We start from the raw sequence: 17,793 nt of genomic DNA, 5'->3' as shown, positions 1-17,793 counted from the left end.
GCATTGATGCGGCCCTGGTTTTATACGCGGCAGGTTAACGCCAGCCAAGCGCCGGGGCGACGTGGGTAAGGATGCTGTCGATAACGTGCGCGCAGTAATCCACGCCGAGCTGATTTGGAATAGTCAGCAGCAGCGTATCTGCCTCTGCAATACCCTCATCTTCTGCCAGCATCTTTATCAGGCGATCCGGCTCGGCTGCATAGCTGCGGCCGAAAATGGCGCGCGTCTTCTCATCCAGAAAACCAACTGAATCCTGATCCTGACCGCCACGGCCGAAGTAAGCGCGATCGGTATCATTCATCAGCGCAAAGATACTGCGGCTCACCGACACGCGTGGCGCACGCTGATGGCCTGCGGCAGCCCATGCTGCGCGGTAGGCACGTATCTGCTGTGCCTGCTGCACATGGAACGGTTCGCCGGTTTCATCATCTTTCAGAGTGGAACTCTGCAGATTCATTCCCTGCTCTGCGGTCCAGACGGCAGTGGCATTTGAGCCAGATCCCCACCAGATACGCTCGCGCAGCCCTTCAGAGAACGGCTCCAGACGCAGCAGCCCTGGGGGATTCGGGAACATTGGCTGGGGATTTGGCTTTGCAAATCCCTCACCGCGCAGCACGTCCAGCAGCGCTTCCGTGTGCCGGCGCCCCATATCCGCGTCGCTCTCGCCGGCGCGGGGATCAAACCCGAAGTAGCGATACCCCTCAATCACCTGCTCCGGCGAACCGCGGCTCAGCCCCAGCTGCAGACGGCCGCCGGAAATCAGATCGGCTGCGCCCGCGTCTTCTGCCATATAGAGCGGATTTTCATAACGCATATCGATAACGCCAGTACCGATTTCAATACGGCGGGTCTTTGCCCCCACTGCAGCCAGCAGCGGGAAAGGCGAACTCAGCTGGCGGGCAAAGTGGTGGACGCGGAAATAGGCGCCGTCTGCCCCCAGCTCTTCTGCCGCGACCGCAAGGTCAATAGACTGCAGCAGTACATCCTGCGCCGAGCGGGTGGCAGAATGGGGTGATGGCGTCCAGTGGCCGAATGAGAGAAAACCAATTTTTTTCATGTTTCAGTACTCCCCGCCAGCGACAGAATCGCCTGACGTTACCTATGTATAAATCGATAAACAAAGGGTACGCCAGCACGGTGATGAGTGATAGCCAATAGTTTTCGTGCGCATCTTCAACTTTTTTGTACAACCGCACCCACCCTCTCGCCTATCAATCTCAGCTATCTTTAAAACACCGATTTGCCAAACAGGCTGATGCACTCAGGGATGCCTTATGCACCTTATCTCTTTACCTATGTATGACATCGACAGCGCAACAACGGCGGCAACTACCGATGCGCTACTGAAACTGCTGGCAAAACGCGATGTGACAGCACAGGTGGTTGCACCGGACGATCTACTCACCCACTGGCGCGACGACAATCTGCTGCTAAGCCAGACCTGCGGCTATGCGCTGGTCAGTCAGCTGCCAGAGGTACAGCTGGTCGGCACGCTGCAGTCGTGTGCACCGGGCTGTGAGGATCTGCGTTACCGCAGCTGGCTGGTGGTACGCCGGGAGGAGGACGATCGCATGCTGGAGGATTTCCGCGGACGGCGTGCCGTATGCAACAGCGCTGACTCTCACTCAGGCTATAACGCCCTGCGCTATGCGATCGCACCGCTTGCGCGGCACGGTAAGTTCTTTGCAGAAACGCACTTTAGCGGCAGCCATCAGCAGTCGCTGGCGGCGCTGCGCCGTAACGAAGCAGATATCGCGGCCATTGACTGTATTACCTGGGCGCTGCTGCAAAAATATCAGCCGCAGGCGCTGGCCGGGGTGACCATTATTGGCGAGACGCCGCTCTGTCCGGCCCTGCCGCTTATTACGTCTGCCCGCACCGACAGTCTGCTGCTGGAAAAGCTGCGCAGCGCGTTATTTGAACTGGCCAACGTTGAGGATTTTAAACCGCTGATGCAGGCCAATCTGCTGAACGGTTTTTCAGTGCCCTGCCGCAGTTACTATGATGAGGTCCTCGCATGGGAGCAGCAGGCGGCGGCACTGGGCGTGACCCGGCTCTGAACAACGCAGGAACAGGTGACAACCGGGAAAATTTGGTACACTCGCCGCAGTCAATTCAGGAGAATGTAATGACCGCGCGCTCTGTAACGCTGGATGATGTCGCCCGCCTGGCTGGCGTCTCATATCAAACGGTATCCCGGGTACTAAACCATTCGTCACAGGTCTCAGCTCGCACGCGTGCCCGGGTAGAGGCGGCGATGGCAGAACTCAGCTACGTGCCCAACCGGGTGGCGCAACAGCTGGCGGGTAAGGCAACGCGCACGCTGGGACTGGCCACCAGCGATCTGGCGCTGATGGCACCGGCACAGATCGCTTCTGCGATTCAGCAACGGGCCGCTGCCGGAGGGTATCATCTGGTGATCGCCATGGCTAACGCACAGAGTGCCGCGCAGGATACGGTCAATGAGCTGCTGGCGCAGCGCGTTGATGCGCTGCTGATTAACCTGCCGCTGGATGCCGGACAGGCGGCACAGATCCAGCAGCAGTGTGGCAGTAAACCCGCCCTGTTTCTCGATGTCGAAACCTGTGCGCCGGTACCGCAGTGTCAGTATCAGAGCAGCTGCGGCGCACAGCAGGCGGTGGATCATCTGGTGGCGCTGGGTCATCGTGAAATTGGCGTGCTGAACGGTCCGGCGCGCTCAGCGTCGGCCCGCGCCCGCTTTGCTGACTGGCAGCGGGCGCTGGCACACCATCAGCTGCAGCCTTATTGTGTTCTGGACGGTGACTGGAGCGCGGCCTCTGGCTATCAGGCACTGCTTACCCTGCTGCCGGATCGGCTGCCGCAGGCGCTGCTGGTTGCTAACGATCAGATGGCGCTGGGGGCAATGCGCGCGCTGCACCAGCACGGCGTCGCGATCCCGGCGGATATTTCGCTGATTGGCTACGATGACACCGCAGAGAGCGCCTGGTACCAGCCACCGCTGACCACCGTCCGGCAGGATCTGCAGCAGCTGGGGCGTATCAGCGTGGAGCGGATCCTGGCGCAGCTGGCCGGACAAACGCTGCGCGCGCTGCCGCTGGAGACGGAGCTTGTTCTGCGTGAAACCACGGCCGCTCCGCAGCGCAATGGCGTCGATACGGGCGAAATTGCCCGCCAGCTGCAGGCACTGGCGCAGGCATTAAAAAGGTCGCCATAATGGCGACCTCGTCACAGTGAAACCTTACCGCTGCACTTAGTGTCCTTTCGGTTCACCCATGCTTTTCAGTTTTTTCGACAGATCGCGACGTTCTTTCGACAGATCGGCATTTTTAATGATGTATTCATCCACGCGATCTTCATAGTCCACGCGCATAGAGGCGATAATCTCCTGGATCGCCTCCACGCTCATGCCGGGTTTGATATATTCACTCAGGTTATCCAGCAGCAACACACGTTTCTGGTTATCACGGATTTTCTTTTCATTATCGTGAATTTCGCGCTGCAGTTTGTTTTTACGACGAAACATACGCACAAACTCCAGCACGTCCTGAAATGATTGCTTGGCATTTTCCATGTTGGCACCTTTCTTAAGGCCTGCCGCAGCAGGCGGAATAGTCATATAACGTCAAGAGTTGTAGCTTAGCGGCTGTTGAGCCGGGTTAGCAATTCTCACAGCAAATTTCAGACTGGCTCTTATCTTAGCGCAAAGAAAGGGCAATTCGCACTAAGTGGTTGCCAGAGAAAACTATTTGCGCAGCGCCAGCCGGACCAGATCGGTCATACGCTCCAGCTGCCGCGCCTGCTCCAGACTTAGCCAGACGTAGCCGTATATCGCCGTGGTTTCCAGCTGCGCGCTGCCGCTGGCGATCAGCGCCTCCAGCTCCTGCACAATCTCCTCCAGCGCGTGGCTGTTAGCGATAACCTGTTCCGTCTCCCCTTTTTGCAGCAGCAGCGCCAGCGCGTTCAGCGTCTCTTCCGTCATCTGCTGCGTGCGCCGCAGCGCGGGTGCATTCAGCAGCAGCAGATGACTTTCACGTGAGGCCCACCAGGCTTCAATCTGCATCTGCATGGTATTGACCATGTTACGGTTGATGGTCTGGATCGCCTCAAACACCGATTTCGGAATGCGCGTCTCTTTACTGGCGGGCTCCAGCAGCGCACGCATTCTGATGACGCTGCTGAGCAGCTTCTGAAAGCGCGGACTGAGACGCGGTTTCTCGACCAGATTGGGTGAAAAACCGGCGTGATGGATCTTTGCCATGCTGACAAACGCATCGGAGAGCTGAATACGCCAGTGGATGTAGGCACGCTGCGCCCAGATGGCACTAAACAGCAGCGCCATCAGCGAGCCTAAAATGACATCGCCGCCGCGCCACAGCGCCACGGTGAAATCACCGGCCGGCGCCCCCACCACCACGCCGAGCGTGATACCAATCAGCAGGGCCATATAGGGATGCTTGCCCAGCGTCAGGTAGCCACAGACAATCATGACCGCAAAGCACCAGACCAGCATCAGCGGCAGCGAGATAAGCTCCAGCTTTAGCGCAATCAGACCGGAAATCAGCCCGGCAAAGGTTCCGCTGATACGCTGGATCACGCGCGGCAGTACGTTACCCCAGGTAGAGATGGGTCCCATCACGACCACCAGCGTAATCAGCGGCCAGGTGCCTTCAGGAATATTCGTCAGCCTGACAAACAGGAAGCAGAGTACAAAGGCGATAGCGATACGCACACCGTGAACGGCGCGGTAGTGGCGGTAGAACCAGAATTCAATCGACGAGACAGGCTTGTCAGCGCGTAACATGGTTATCCGGGAACGGGAAAAATTTGCGCGCTATGTTACCCTGGCATGGCAGCAGGCTTCAGCCCCTGCCGCCGCTTTTTCCCGCTTTTTTTATGTTCGCATACATCAGATAACAGTGGCGTCACATTCTGCTTTCAAAACAGAAACGCAGCGATAACGCCACGGTTAACCCGATCAGAGTTTACGCTTCACGTAGTCGCTGATACGGGTCACGATGCCCGCCTCTTCCACCGTCTGCAGCGCATACAGCGGATAGCTTGCCAGCTGTTTATCTTTATCCAGTACCTGAATTTCACCAATCTGCTCGCCGGCTTTCAGCGGTGCGGTGAGATCTTTGCGATCGATAACATATTTCGCCATTACGTTAGCCACTTCGCTGCGCGGCAGCGACAGATAGATATCCTGCGTGGTACCCACCTCGACTTTATGCGGATTGCCGTACCAGACGTTTTCGCTGCCGATCTTCTTGCCGGCATGGAACAGCTGCACGGTATCAAAGTTGCTTTGCCCCCACGTCAGCAGTTTGCGCGCCTGCTCTTCGCGCCCTTTGGAACTTTTGCCGCCCATGATCACCGCGATCAGCCGGTGGCGGCCTTCAACGCTGGAAGCGACAATGTTAAACCCGGCGCTCTCGGTATGGCCGGTTTTCATCCCGTCTACGTGCAGATGCTGATCCCACAGCAGGCCATTACGGTTGTTCTGCGTAATGCCGTTATAGCTCAGGGTTTTCTCGCTATACATAGCGTAAAAGTCCTGCTCGCCATTAATAATGGCGCGTGACAGCACCGCCAGATCGCGGGCCGTGGTGTGCTGGCCCGGTGCATCGAGGCCGTGTACGGTTTCAAAATGCGTATGCGTCAGTCCGAGCTTCTGCACATAGTGATTCATCATGGTGACGAAACTCTCCTGGCTGCCGGCCACGTAGTTTGCCAGCGCCACGCAGGCATCATTACCGGAATCGATAATAACCCCGCGCATCAGATCGCGTACCGTGACTTTATCGCCCGGCTTGAGGAACATCAGCGAGGAGCCTTTGAACACCGGATTGCCCGCCGCCCAGGCATCTTTGCCCACGGTGACAACATCATCCCGGGTGATTTTATGCTGATCGACCGCGCGATCGACCACATAGCCGGTCATCAGCTTGGTGAGGCTGGCGGGATTACGCTCTGCATCCGGATTGCCGGCAGTGAGGATCTGCCCGGTGGTAGCGTCCATTAATACCCATGATGCGGCATCAATACCCGGCGCCGTCACGGGAAACGGCAGGCTGTCATCCGCCTGCGCCATTGATGCCATCACCACTAATCCAGAAAGAGTTACCCACACACGCCTTTTCAACACATTGTCCTCAGTTTAAAAATGAATTTACCGCCGCACGTTGTACGGCAAATGGCGCTTTGATATCTGAATAAATTGAAAAAAAGTATGTCCCGTACAGAAAAAGTGCAGGTCCGCCCGCAGCGCGGCGGATGAGGGTTGTGCTGGCTGAAACGCCCGACTATTCTGTGGGTTGATTTTTCAATCCAGGATAACGCCGTGCCCGCCTCTGAGTTCACCTTTCTGTTCCATGATTATGAAACCTTCGGTAAGAGCCCGTCGCTGGATCGTCCGGCCCAGTTTGCCGGCCTGCGCACCGATGCCGACTTTAACCCGGTGGGTGAACCGCAGGTGTTTTACTGTCAGCCCGCAGATGACTATCTGCCACAGCCGGAAGCGGTGATGATCACCGGCATTACGCCACAGGTTGCGCGCACGCGCGGCGTCACGGAAGCGGAATTTGCCGCACGTATCCACTCGCTGTTTACCCAGCCCAATACCTGCGTAATCGGCTATAACAACGTGCGCTTTGACGACGAAGTCACGCGCAATATTTTCTACCGCAACTTTTTTGATCCCTACGGCTGGAGCTGGCAGAACGGCAATTCGCGCTGGGATCTGCTGGATGTGATGCGCGCCTGCTACGCGCTGCGGCCGGAAGGGATTGTCTGGCCTGAAAATGAGGAGGGCTTTCCCAGCTTTAAGCTGGAGCATCTCACGAAAGCCAACGGCGTGGCGCACGAACAGGCGCACGATGCGATGTCTGACGTGTGGGCTACGCTGGCGATGGCAAAACTGGTCAAAGAGAAGCAGCCAAAGCTGTATGCGTTTCTCTTCGCGCACCGCAATAAGCAAAAGCTGATGACCCTGATTGATATTCCGCAGATGAAGCCGCTGGTTCACGTCTCCGGTATGTTTGGCGCTGCGCGGGGCAATACCAGCTGGATTGTGCCGCTGGCGTGGCATCCTGATAACAAAAATGCGCTGATTGTGGCTGACCTGGCCGGCGATATGACCCCGCTGCTGGAGCTGGAGCCGGACGCGCTGCGCGAGCGTCTCTATACGCGGCAGAGCGAGCTGGGCGATGCCGCACCGGTGCCCATTAAGCTGGTACACATTAATAAGTGTCCGGTGCTGGCTCCGGCCAGCACGCTGCGCCCGGAAGATGCGGAGCGACTCGGGATCGATCGCCAGTACTGTCTGGCGAACCTCGCCCTGCTGCGCCAGCATGTCGCCGTGCGTGAGAAAGTGGTGACGCTGTTTGCTGAAGCGGAACCCTTTACGCCGTCAGCGGATGTCGATGCGCAGCTGTATGACGGCTTCTTCAGCGATGCCGATCGCGCCGGCATGACGATTCTCCGTCAGACGGCGCCGCAGAATCTGCCGGCGCTGGATCTTACGTTCAACGACCCGCGCGTTAATCCGTTGCTGTTTCGCTACCGGGCGCGTAACTTTCCCGGCACGCTCGACGATCGCGAGCAGCAGCGCTGGCTGCAGCATCGCCGCGAAGCGTTGAATGCCGAACGGGTGCAGGCATTTTTGCTGGAGCTGGAATCCCTGGCGAGCCTGCATGAAGAGGATGCGGAAAAGATGGCGCAGCTGAAGGCGCTCTATCACTACGCCCAGGCGCTGGTTTCCTGAAGTGAAACAGGTGTCAGAAGTGAAACCAGGTTAGTGCAAATATACCAGGCGAAGGTAACGGGTGTGTAGCGGGGATAACTCTTGCAGAAAGCAGACCGGAGGCGCAGCGCCTCCGGTCACGGGCATTACACTTCTTCGCTGAACTGCGGGACCGGATTACGGAAGGTACGGGTGACGAACGCCAGGTAGATAATACCAATTGCGCCCCATACCAGACCCAGCACCATGGAGGTCTCTTCGAGGTTGATCCATAGCGCACCCACCGTCAGCGCGCCCATTACAGGCAGCACCAGATAGTTCAGGTGGTCTTTCAGCGTCTTGTTACGCTTCTCGCGGATCCAGAACTGTGCGATCACGGAGAGGTTAACAAAGGTAAATGCGACCAGCGCACCAAAGTTGATCAGCGCCGTAGCGGTCACCAGATCAAAGTTGATAGCCAGCAGTGCCACCGCGCCAACCAGCAGGACGTTCAGTGACGGCGTGCGATATTTTGGATGCACGAAGCCAAAGATGCGCTGCGGGAACACGCCATCGCGGCCCATTACATACATCAGACGTGAAACGCCTGCGTGTGCCGCCATACCTGACGCCAGCACGGTCACCACAGAGAAGATCAGGATCCCGATCTGCAGCGCTTTACCGGCCACAAACAGCATGATTTCAGGCTGTGACGAATCCGGATTCTGGAAACGCGAGATATCCGGGAAGTAGAGCTGCAGGAAGTAGGAGACCGCGATAAAGATCACGCCACCAATCAGCGCCGTCAGGAAAATCGCGCGCGGGATCGTGCGCTCAGCATCTTTGGTCTCTTCCGACAGCGAGCTGATGCCGTCAAAGCCGAGGAACGAGAAGCAGAGAATTGTCGCACCGGTGATCATCGGCACCACCTGAGCATGCTCAGACCAGAACGGTTTCGTGCTTACCAGCGTACCGGAGCCAATACCGTGCGCCACACCGTAAACCACCATACCGGTAATCACGGCCATGACCACAACCTGCAGCACCACAATGACGCTGTTAAAGTTAGCCACGGTTTTGATACCACGCAGGTTGGAGATGGTCATAAAGGCCACCAGCAGCACAACGAAAATCCACGACGGAATACCCGGCACCAGCGACTCAAAGTAGCTTTTTGCCAGCAGGATGTTGATCATCGGCATGAACAGATAGTCCAGCAGCGATGACCAGCCCACCATAAAGCCGACGTGCGGACTGATGGCTTTCTGAGCGTAGGTATAAGCGGAGCCCGCAGATGGGAAGCGGCGTACCAGCTTACCGTAACTCACAGCCGTAAACAGAATCGCAATCAGGGCGAAAGCATAGGCGGTGGCGACGTGGCCGTCGGTTAAACCTGACACAATGCCGAAGGTATCAAACAGGGTCATTGGCTGCATATACGCCAGGCCCATCATGACGACCGGAAGCAGGGTCAGAGTTTTTTTCAGATGTGCACGCTGAGGTGCGGCAGAGGTATTAAGCGCCATTGTTCAGACCCCCTACAGCAGCAACTGATGTCAGTTGTACCACAGGGATACTGCGCAATGTGCTGCAGTGAGAAGTGATATTAGTGTTTGCGATTGTCGCCGCGCCGTAATCATCACGAAAGCGAGAACCAGCCAGTGCTGGTGCAATTGTAAACAGTCCCATCTTTGTTCCTCAAATCTCACGCAGAAGCGTGTTTCGGTGTCTATCTATCCGGATACGCGTCCGGCCTCGGTTATGTATGTATTAAAAACATTATGCAAAAAAATAACCGACGCTCAATGCGTCGGCTATGTTCTGTCTTTTGCAGGGGGCATATTTTGCCCCAACTTATACCATCGACACAAGACGTTAACGCAATTCTTCTGCTCGTCAGGCGTTCTTTAGCATCCAGTCAATCTCTGTAGCGGTGATCAGGCGTTCAAATTCCCGCAGCTCACACTGCTTACAGCTGTGCCATACGCGGCTGAAACGCTCTCCCAGCAGCTTCTGCAGCGGGTAGCTGCTTTCAAATTCATAAAGGGCGTCACTCTGGCGAACCGGCAGTGCCAGCCCTTCCGCAGCATGTCCGTTTCCGGTCACCGCATGAGGTAAAGGTAGCTGATTATCCAGACCGTGCAAAATCCCGGCAAGAATTGTTGACACGACCAGGTAGGGATTGGCATCTGCACCCGCCACGCGATACTCCACGCGATGGTTCTCTTTGTCACCGCATGGTATACGCAGCGCCACGGTGCGATTGTTATGTCCCCACGACGCCTGCAGCGGCACAAACGATTCTGGCGAGAAGCGCCGGTAAGCATTAACGTTGGGCGCCAGCAGCGCCATTGACGCCGGCATCAGGTCAATCATACCTGCCAGCGCGCGCTTCAGCAGCGGCGAGTTGCTGCCATCATCCAGAGAGAATGCGTTATGGTCTGCCGCGTCGAGCATGCTGATGTGTACGTGCATGCCGCTGCCGGCATACTCCTCATACGGCTTCGCCATAAACGTGGCGGTCATACCGTGATTTTCCGCCACCTGTCGCACCAGCCGCTTCAGCAGAACCGCGTCATCACACGCTTTGAGAATATCCTGCGTGTGATGCAGATTGATCTCAAACTGCCCCGGCGAGGCTTCTGCCAGTGCCCCATCGGCCGGGATCCCCTGCCGCTGCGCCAGCGCATCGATATCACGCAGCACGTCAGCAAAATGATCGAGGTTATCTACTGAATAAACCTGACAGTGCATGTTGCGCTCTGCGCTGCCTGGCGAGCACGGCGGCTGAATAAATCCGCCGGCATCACGTTGCTTATCAACCAGATAGAACTCCAGCTCTACCGCTACCGCCGGAAACAGTCCGCGATTACGCAGCTGCTGCCACAGCCGGTTCAGCACGTTTCGGGGTTCAACGTCAAAGGGAGTGCCATCTTGGTTGCACATCGTCAGCAGCAGCTGAGCAATGCGTTGCGGATCGGAAGCAGAAGGTATAAGCGTGCCGGGAACAGGAATACAGAGGTTATCGGGTTCGCCAAGCGCCTGGCCGAGACCGGCTTCTTCAACGGTGTTGCCGAGAATGTCCATGGCAAAAACAGAGGCGGGAAAGTAACACCCTTTTTCGAGCCTGGGGAGTGCGGCGACAGGGATCCGTTTACCGCGAAAAACACCATTTAAATCATTTAACAGGATATCGACATACTGCGTTTCAGGATGGCGTTCCAGCCAGGTTTTCACCTCCAGCTGGAACGCGCTTGTTCGCTTCTCTTCACTGTGCCGCGTGAAGTCTTCTACTTCCACGATATTCGTCATATACCACCCGCCAGTTACCGTTAATGAGGTTTGCGCGATGCTTTAATTCCGAACTACAGCTCTAACATAGCGCCAACACAAATAGTGTGCAAATGTAACAATCTGGTTTGCAGTTCGGCGCGGGCAGATTAGATTGAGAATAACAGGCTCGCTTACGCGCCTGCCTGACCCTGCCGGCAGAGCGATCGTACTCTCAGCGTGGTAACCGGATGATGACAGATTCTGTAAAACCGCTGATCGGGATAGTGATGTGCCAGAATATGACTGGCCCCCACCCCGCTCAGACGCTGCACAATAAATATCCGGATGCGGTGGTCGCGGCGGGCGGTGTTCCGCTGCCGCTGCCGCATCAGCTGCTGGACGCACCAGAGTTGCTGGCGCAAAGCATGGCGCTGCTGGACGGCCTGCTGCTGCCTGGCAGCCCCAGCAACATTGAACCCTGGCACTATGGCGAAGCGGGCAGTGAAGCGCACAGCGACCCGGCCCGCGACCGCCTGGCTTTTGCTGCCATTACCTGGGCGACCAGCCGGCAGATGCCGCTGTTTGGTATCTGCCGCGGCCTGCAGGAGCTGGTGGTCGCCAACGGCGGTGCCCTGCATCGTCAGCTGCATCAGGTTAAAGGATTTCAGGATCACCGTGAAGATCCTGCCCGGCCGCTGTCGCAGCAGTACGCGGCGGCGCATCTGGTCACGCCGGAACCGGGCGGGTTGCTGAGTCAGCTGCCTGACTGCCATGCCCCCTTTACCGTTAACTCACTGCATGCGCAGGGCGTACGCACGCCGGGACCGCAGCTGCGCATAGAGGCGCGCGCCGCAGATGGCGTAATTGAGGCGGTGAGCCTGCGTCATCATCCTTTTGCGCTGGCGGTGCAGTGGCATCCGGAGTGGCAGTCTGAGCAGAACCCGGTTTCACGTCAGCTGTTTGCTGCATTTATTCAGGCCGCCAGCGATTATCACCGGTCACGACCCTGAGGAGGATGTGATGCATCATGTGGAGAGCTATTACGCAGCCAGCGCCAACCCGCACGCCCCCTGGCCTGCGCTGCAGGAGAGCATTCAGTGCGACGTCTGTATTATCGGCGGCGGCTTTACCGGCCTCTCCTCGGCGCTGTTTCTGACCGAAGCGGGCTACGACGTGGTCGTGCTGGAGGCGGCCACCATCGGCTTTGGCGCCAGCGGACGCAACGGCGGTCAGGTGGTGAATTCCTACAGCCGCGACGTGGATGTAATAGAGCAGCGCTACGGTAAAGCGACCGCAGCGATGCTGGGCAGCATGATGTTTGAGGGTGCCGATATTATCCGCGACCGTATCGATCGCTATGCGATCAGCTGCGACTACCGGCCGGGCGGTATTTTTGCCGCCCTGAATCAGCGGCAGATGGGCCACCTGCGGCGTCAGCAGGCGAGCTGGGCGCGCTACGGTAATCAGAGCCTGGAGCTGCTGGATGAGCGCGGTATCCGGCGGGAGATCGCTACCGATCGCTATGTCGGTGGCCTGCTGGATAAGCGCGGCGCACATCTGCACCCGCTGAATCTGGCGCTGGGAGAAGCGGAGGCGATCCGCCGCCACGGCGGGCGCATCTATGAACACTCTGCTGCCCTCGGCGTACACTACGGTACACCGCATCGCATTACCACCGCGCACGGAGAGGTGCACGCCACCTTTGTGATTTTTGCCGGTAACGCCTATCTGCCGGCGCAGCTGGAGCCGCGCCTGAGCCGTAAAAGCATGCCGTGCGGCTCACAGATTGTGACCACCGAACCGCTCAGCCGTGACCAGGCGCTGGGGCTGCTGCCTAACAACTACTGCGTGGAGGATTGTAACTATCTGCTCGATTACTTCCGTCTTACTGCGGATAACCGCCTGCTGTATGGCGGGGGCGTGGTGTATGGCGCACGCGAACCGGCTGATATCGATGCCCTGCTCCTGCCCAAGCTGCAGCGGACGTTTCCCCAGCTGCGCACTATCAAAATCAGCCACCGCTGGAGCGGTAATTTCCTGCTGACGCTGTCGCGTATGCCGCAGTTTGGTCAGCTGGAGCGCAACGCCTATTTTATGCAGGGCGACAGCGGCCACGGCGTCACCTGCACGCATCTCGCCGGCAAGCTGATTGCCGAAGTGCTGCGCGGTCAGGCGGAGCGGTTTGACGCTTTTGCCCGGCTTCCGCACCTGCCGTTCCCGGGCGGACGCCGGTTTAAAGTCCCGCTGACGGCGATGGGTGCCGTATGGTATGCGTTACGCGATCGGCTGGGCGTCTGATCCGTAGCGGGAGATGCGTCTCTCCCGCTGCGTTTAGGCCAGCGGCATGCGCGCCGGATCGGGATAACGATACTCAAAGCCGAGCTCATCACAAATTTTTGTGCCATCGATCAGCTTCCCGGTTGGCCGGTCAGGCTGCGCACTGAACGTGGGCGGCACCAGACCCAGCTTCTTCGTGACGTCAGGATAAAACGTATCCCGCGACGGATGATGCGGCGCGCAGAGGTTGTAGGTATGCCCTCCTTTCGGCCGCTGCAGCAGCAGCATAATCGCTTCCACCACATCGTCCAGATGCACCAGGTTGACGCCGTGGCTGCCGTGTTCCAGCCCGGTTTTTCCGGCCAGAAAGCGGCCAGGATGGCGGTCTGGTCCTACCAGGCCGGCGAGCCGCAGAATATCCACGCTGGTGCCTGGCAGGCCGTGCAGCCAGTTCTCCAGCTCAACCAGCGTTTTGCCGGCGACCGTCTCCGGCTGCAGCGCACTCTGCTCTTTCATGACCCCCTCGCCTGCGCCATACACCGAGGTGGAGCTGGTGAATATAATGCGTGGCACCCGGCTTGCCAGCGCCGTGTCCACTACGTTTTGCACCGCCTGCATATAGGCATCAGCACCCTGCACGGTGCGACTGGCAGGCAGCGTGACCACCAGCGCATCCACCTGCATCAGCGCCTCAAGTTCATCTGCATCACACTCAATTTCCGGCGTAAGTTTTAGCTGAAACGCTTCAATGCCGCAGCGCCGCGCGGCTTCAACGCCATCCGGCGTGGTTTTCGTGCCGGTGACGTCCCAGCCCCGCGCCGTCAGCGCCATTGCCAGCGGCATACCCAGCCAGCCCAGACCCGTAATCGCGACTCGTTTCATCTCTGCTCCTGCTGTTGCGCGCCATTGTTCTCTCATCTTAGAGCGGGGCTGCCCGGCAAACCAGCGCAAAGTGTTGCGGAAGGTTCCGTAAACTGACGTTAAAAAAGGGTTGCCAAGCCGCGCCATCTTCGCTAGGTTAATCAGCACGCAAATGAATACTCATTCAGCAACGGAATTTATTATGACACGCGTTCAGTTCAACCATCATCACCACCATCACCCTGACTAGTCTTTCAGGCGATGTGTGCTGGGAGACGTTCAGGATCTTCCAGTGGTGCGAGCGCAAAGAGAGCCCCCGGAAGATCATCTTCCGGGGGTTTTTTTATGGGCGAACGCAAACGCAATACGTTCAGACAGGATCAAATAAGAGGACAGGAACCATGTTAGATAACACCCGTTTACGCATAGCTATGCAGAAATCTGGCCGTTTGAGTGATGAATCGCGCGAACTGCTGGCGCGCTGCGGCATCAAAATCAACCTTCAGCAGCAGCGTCTGATTGCGTTTGCGGAGAACATGCCTATCGATATCCTGCGCGTGCGCGATGACGATATTCCCGGCCTGGTTATGGATGGCGTGGTCGATCTCGGCATTGTCGGTGAGAACGTGCTGGAAGAGGAGCTGCTGACCCGCCGTTCACAGGGCGAAGACCCGCGCTACTTCACGCTGCGTCGCCTGGATTTCGGCGGCTGCCGCCTGTCGCTGGCGATGCCGGTTGATGCCGAATACACCGGTCCGCAGTGTCTCAGCAACGCCCGCATCGCGACCTCTTATCCGCACCTGCTGAAGCAGTATCTCGATAAACAGGACATCGCGTTTAAATCCTGCCTGCTGAACGGCTCTGTAGAGGTCGCGCCGCGTGCGGGCCTGGCCGATGCGATCTGCGATCTGGTCTCTACCGGCGCCACGCTTGAGGCCAACGGCCTGCGCGAAGTGGAGGTGATTTATCGCTCCAAAGCGGTACTGATCCAGCGCGACGGTGAGCTGCCAGCCGCAAAGCAGGCGCTGGTTGACACAATGATGACGCGCATTCAGGGCGTGATCAAAGCGCGTGAATCGAAATATATCATGCTGCACGCGCCGAGCGAGCGTCTGGAAGAGGTGATCGCTCTGCTGCCAGGTGCCGAGCGCCCGACCGTGCTGCCGCTGGCGGGCGAAGTGAGCCGCGTGGCGATGCACATGGTCAGCAGCGAGACGCTGTTCTGGGAAACCATGGAAAAACTGAAAGCGCTGGGCGCCAGCTCAATTCTGGTGCTGCCAATTGAAAAAATGCTGGAGTAACCGATGAGCACCCTGATGACCCCAATCAGCTGGCAGCAGTGTGACGCTGAACAGCAGCAGGCCTTGCTGCAGCGCCCGGCAATCGCCGCTTCTGCCACCGTCAGCGCCACCGTGCAGAACGTGCTGGCAGAAGTGAAATCGCGCGGCGACGCGGCACTGCGGGATTTCAGCGCACAGTTTGATAAAGCGCAGGTCAGCAATCTGCGCGTCTCTGCGGCAGAGATGCAGGCCGCCGGTGCGCGCCTGAGCGACGAGCTTAAACAGGCGATGGCGGTGGCTGTGCGCAATATTGAGACCTTCCACAACGCCCAGATTCTGGCCACGGTGGATGTCGAAACGCAGCCCGGCGTGCGCTGTCAGCAGATCACGCGGCCGGTGCAGTCGGTGGGCCTCTATATTCCGGGCGGTTCAGCGCCTCTCTTTTCCACCGTGCTGATGCTGGCAACGCCGGCGCGCATCGCCGGCTGCGGCCGCGTGGTGCTCTGCTCCCCGCCACCGATTGCCGATGAAATTCTGTATGCCGCGCAGCTGTGCGGCGTTCAGGAGGTATTTCAGGTCGGCGGCGCGCAGGCGATTGCTGCGCTGGCTTTCGGCACAGAAACAGTGCCGAAAGTGGATAAAATCTTTGGCCCGGGCAACGCCTGGGTGACGGAGGCGAAGCGGCAGGTCAGCCAGCGGCTCGACGGCGCGGCTATTGATATGCCTGCCGGCCCCTCTGAAGTGCTGGTTATTGCTGATGACGGGGCAACGCCCGCGTTTGTCGCCTCCGATCTGCTGTCGCAGGCGGAGCATGGTCCTGACTCCCAGGTTATTCTGCTGACGCCATCGCAGGCGCTGGCCAGCGAGGTGGCGCAGGCCGTTGAGACGCAGCTGGCTGCACTGCCGCGCGCCGCAACCGCACGTCAGGCGCTGGCGAGCAGTCGCCTGATTGTGGCCCGGGATCTGGCACAGTGTGTAGCGATCTCAAACCAGTATGGACCGGAGCACCTGATCATTCAGACGCGCCAGCCGCGCGATCTGGTCGATGCCATCACCAGTGCCGGCTCGGTGTTTCTCGGCGACTGGTCACCGGAATCCGCCGGGGACTACGCTTCGGGCACTAACCACGTGCTGCCAACCTATGGTTATACCGCCACCAGCTCCAGCCTCGGACTGGCAGATTTTCAGAAGCGTATGACGGTGCAGGAGCTGACGCCGCAGGGCTTCATGAACCTGGCCGCTACCATTGAAACTCTGGCCGCCGCCGAGCAGCTTGATGCACACAAAAACGCCGTTACCCTGCGCGTTGCCGCCCTGAAGGAGCAAGCATGAGCACTGAAATTGAAGCGTTAGCGCGCGCTAACGTCCGCGCCCTGACGCCTTACCAGTCAGCGCGTCGCCTGGGTGGCAACGGTGATGTCTGGCTGAACGCTAACGAATTTCCGCTGCCGGTGCCGTTTGAGCTGTCGCAGCAGACGCTGAATCGCTATCCGGAGTGCCAGCCGCGCGTGGTGATTGAGCGTTATGCCGCCTACGCCGGGTTAACGCCGGAGCAGGTTCTGGTCAGCCGCGGCGCTGATGAAGGCATTGAGCTACTGATGCGTGCGTTCTGCGAACCGGGTAAAGATGCCATTCTGTTCTGCCCGCCAACGTATGGTATGTACAGCGTCAGCGCGGAAACCATCGGCATTGAGTACCGTACCGTTCCGGCGCTGGACAACTGGCAGCTTAACCTGCCGGCGATTGCCGGCAAGCTCGACGGTGTAAAAGTGGTTTATCTCTGCAGCCCGAACAATCCGACCGGCAACCTGATCAATCAGGATGATATCCGGGCGCTGCTGGCCATGACCGCCGGTAAAGCGCTGGTGGTAGCAGATGAGGCATATATTGAGTTCTGCCCGGCCGCAACGCTTGCGGCATGGCTGCAGGAATTTCCGCATCTGGTGATCCTCCGCACCCTGTCAAAAGCGTTTGCGCTGGCGGGTCTGCGCTGCGGTTTCACCCTGGCGAACAAGCCGGTGATCGACCTGCTGATGAAGGTGATCGCGCCTTATCCGCTGGCCACGCCGGTCGCTGACGTTGCAGCACAGGCGCTGAGCGAGGCGGGTATCACGCTGATGCGTCAGCACGTTGCCGAACTCAATGCGAACCGCGCATGGCTGTGCGAACAGCTACCGCAGCTGAGCGTGGTGGAGCAGGTGTTTCCGAGCGAGACTAACTATATTCTTGCGCGCTTCACCGACTCGCCAGCCGTGTTTAAATCGCTGTGGGATCAGGGCATTATTCTGCGTGACCAGAACAAAAACCCAGGTCTTGCCGGATGCCTGCGCATCTCAATTGGTACCCGAACCGAGTGCGAGCGCCTCATCGCCGCGCTGCAAGCCCTTTCCGTGGAGTAAG

The 17,793-nt window shown here is 58.4% G+C and carries 16 protein-coding genes and 1 other annotated feature; of the genes, 9 read left to right on the top strand and 7 right to left on the bottom strand.

What is annotated here, in order from left to right; translation table 11 throughout:
* Positions 1-34 precede the first annotated feature (34 nt).
* Complete coding sequence (locus B3041_RS15435) at positions 35-1,057, bottom strand: LLM class flavin-dependent oxidoreductase (RefSeq protein WP_292976565.1); 1,023 nt, start codon at positions 1,055-1,057, stop codon at positions 35-37.
* A 217-nt stretch (positions 1,058-1,274) separates the two neighbouring features.
* Between B3041_RS15435 and B3041_RS15430 the strand changes: the two genes are divergently transcribed.
* Together B3041_RS15430 and B3041_RS15425 are read left to right on the top strand one after the other, a co-directional pair.
* A complete protein-coding gene (locus B3041_RS15430) occupies positions 1,275-2,060 on the top strand; it encodes a phosphate/phosphite/phosphonate ABC transporter substrate-binding protein (protein WP_292976562.1) in 786 nt (261 codons plus the stop codon).
* 68 nt (positions 2,061-2,128) lie between these two features.
* A complete protein-coding gene (locus B3041_RS15425) occupies positions 2,129-3,196 on the top strand; it encodes a LacI family DNA-binding transcriptional regulator (protein ID WP_292976559.1) in 1,068 nt (355 codons plus the stop codon).
* Positions 3,197-3,232: 36 nt separating this feature from the next.
* On the opposite strand, the gene B3041_RS15420 is transcribed toward B3041_RS15425, so the two are convergent.
* The 3 genes from B3041_RS15420 to dacD all read right to left on the bottom strand — a co-directional run bounded on the left by B3041_RS15420 (position 3,233) and on the right by dacD (position 6,127).
* The gene (locus B3041_RS15420) at positions 3,233-3,553 is read right to left on the bottom strand and encodes a DUF496 family protein (protein WP_039385998.1); all 321 of its coding nucleotides are present in this window, start codon (positions 3,551-3,553) and stop codon (positions 3,233-3,235) included.
* 171 nt (positions 3,554-3,724) lie between these two features.
* A complete protein-coding gene (locus tag B3041_RS15415) occupies positions 3,725-4,783 on the bottom strand; it encodes an FUSC family protein (protein WP_065648953.1) in 1,059 nt (352 codons plus the stop codon).
* A 174-nt stretch (positions 4,784-4,957) separates the two neighbouring features.
* Positions 4,958-6,127, bottom strand: coding sequence for a serine-type D-Ala-D-Ala carboxypeptidase DacD (dacD, locus tag B3041_RS15410; protein ID WP_414692385.1), 1,170 nt, complete (start codon positions 6,125-6,127; stop codon positions 4,958-4,960).
* Between the two features lie 195 nt (positions 6,128-6,322).
* Here dacD and sbcB point away from each other — a divergent pair, with 195 nt between their 5' ends.
* On the top strand, positions 6,323-7,744 hold the full coding sequence (sbcB, locus tag B3041_RS15405) for an exodeoxyribonuclease I (RefSeq protein ID WP_292976964.1): 1,422 nt from the start codon (positions 6,323-6,325) through the stop codon (positions 7,742-7,744).
* Between the two features lie 125 nt (positions 7,745-7,869).
* Here the strand turns inward: sbcB and B3041_RS15400 are convergent, their stop codons facing one another.
* Both B3041_RS15400 and B3041_RS15395 read right to left on the bottom strand, forming a co-directional pair.
* Positions 7,870-9,228 (bottom strand): APC family permease, encoded by a 1,359-nt coding sequence (locus tag B3041_RS15400; RefSeq protein WP_039385292.1) that lies wholly within the window; start codon positions 9,226-9,228, stop codon positions 7,870-7,872.
* A 370-nt stretch (positions 9,229-9,598) separates the two neighbouring features.
* Positions 9,599-11,014, bottom strand: coding sequence for a glutamine synthetase family protein (locus B3041_RS15395; RefSeq protein ID WP_065648951.1), 1,416 nt, complete (start codon positions 11,012-11,014; stop codon positions 9,599-9,601).
* A 209-nt stretch (positions 11,015-11,223) separates the two neighbouring features.
* On the opposite strand from B3041_RS15395, the gene puuD reads away from it, so the two are divergent.
* Complete coding sequence (gene puuD / locus B3041_RS15390; protein ID WP_292976552.1) at positions 11,224-11,985, top strand: gamma-glutamyl-gamma-aminobutyrate hydrolase; 762 nt, start codon at positions 11,224-11,226, stop codon at positions 11,983-11,985.
* Positions 11,986-11,995: 10 nt separating this feature from the next.
* Complete coding sequence (locus B3041_RS15385; RefSeq protein ID WP_292976549.1) at positions 11,996-13,273, top strand: NAD(P)/FAD-dependent oxidoreductase; 1,278 nt, start codon at positions 11,996-11,998, stop codon at positions 13,271-13,273.
* A 33-nt stretch (positions 13,274-13,306) separates the two neighbouring features.
* Here the strand turns inward: B3041_RS15385 and B3041_RS15380 are convergent, their stop codons facing one another.
* The gene (locus B3041_RS15380; RefSeq protein WP_065648948.1) at positions 13,307-14,134 is read right to left on the bottom strand and encodes an SDR family oxidoreductase; all 828 of its coding nucleotides are present in this window, start codon (positions 14,132-14,134) and stop codon (positions 13,307-13,309) included.
* 181 nt (positions 14,135-14,315) lie between these two features.
* Between B3041_RS15380 and hisL the strand changes: the two genes are divergently transcribed.
* The 4 genes from hisL to hisC all read left to right on the top strand — a co-directional run bounded on the left by hisL (position 14,316) and on the right by hisC (position 17,792).
* Positions 14,316-14,363, top strand: coding sequence for a his operon leader peptide (hisL, locus tag B3041_RS15375; protein ID WP_100396937.1), 48 nt, complete (start codon positions 14,316-14,318; stop codon positions 14,361-14,363).
* Positions 14,339-14,460, top strand: a sequence feature (His leader region). It overlaps the preceding gene by 25 nt.
* A gap of 54 nt (positions 14,461-14,514) precedes the next feature.
* Positions 14,515-15,414, top strand: a complete 900-nt coding sequence (gene hisG / locus B3041_RS15370; RefSeq protein ID WP_065648947.1) for an ATP phosphoribosyltransferase — start codon at positions 14,515-14,517, stop codon at positions 15,412-15,414.
* 3 nt (positions 15,415-15,417) lie between these two features.
* Positions 15,418-16,725 carry a histidinol dehydrogenase gene (gene hisD / locus B3041_RS15365; protein ID WP_292976545.1) on the top strand — a complete coding sequence of 436 codons (1,308 nt, stop codon included), beginning with the start codon at positions 15,418-15,420 and terminating at the stop codon, positions 16,723-16,725.
* On the top strand, positions 16,722-17,792 hold the full coding sequence (hisC, locus tag B3041_RS15360; protein WP_065648945.1) for a histidinol-phosphate transaminase: 1,071 nt from the start codon (positions 16,722-16,724) through the stop codon (positions 17,790-17,792). The genes hisD and hisC overlap by 4 nt, the downstream gene beginning before the upstream one ends.
* Position 17,793 lies beyond the last annotated feature (1 nt).

The sequence above is a fragment of the Pantoea sp. UBA4549 genome, assembly GCF_002387285.1.
GTDB lineage: Bacteria > Pseudomonadota > Gammaproteobacteria > Enterobacterales > Enterobacteriaceae > Pantoea > Pantoea borealis.
Note: the sequence above shows the minus strand (reverse complement) of the source record. Positions and strands in the feature narration are given on the sequence as shown.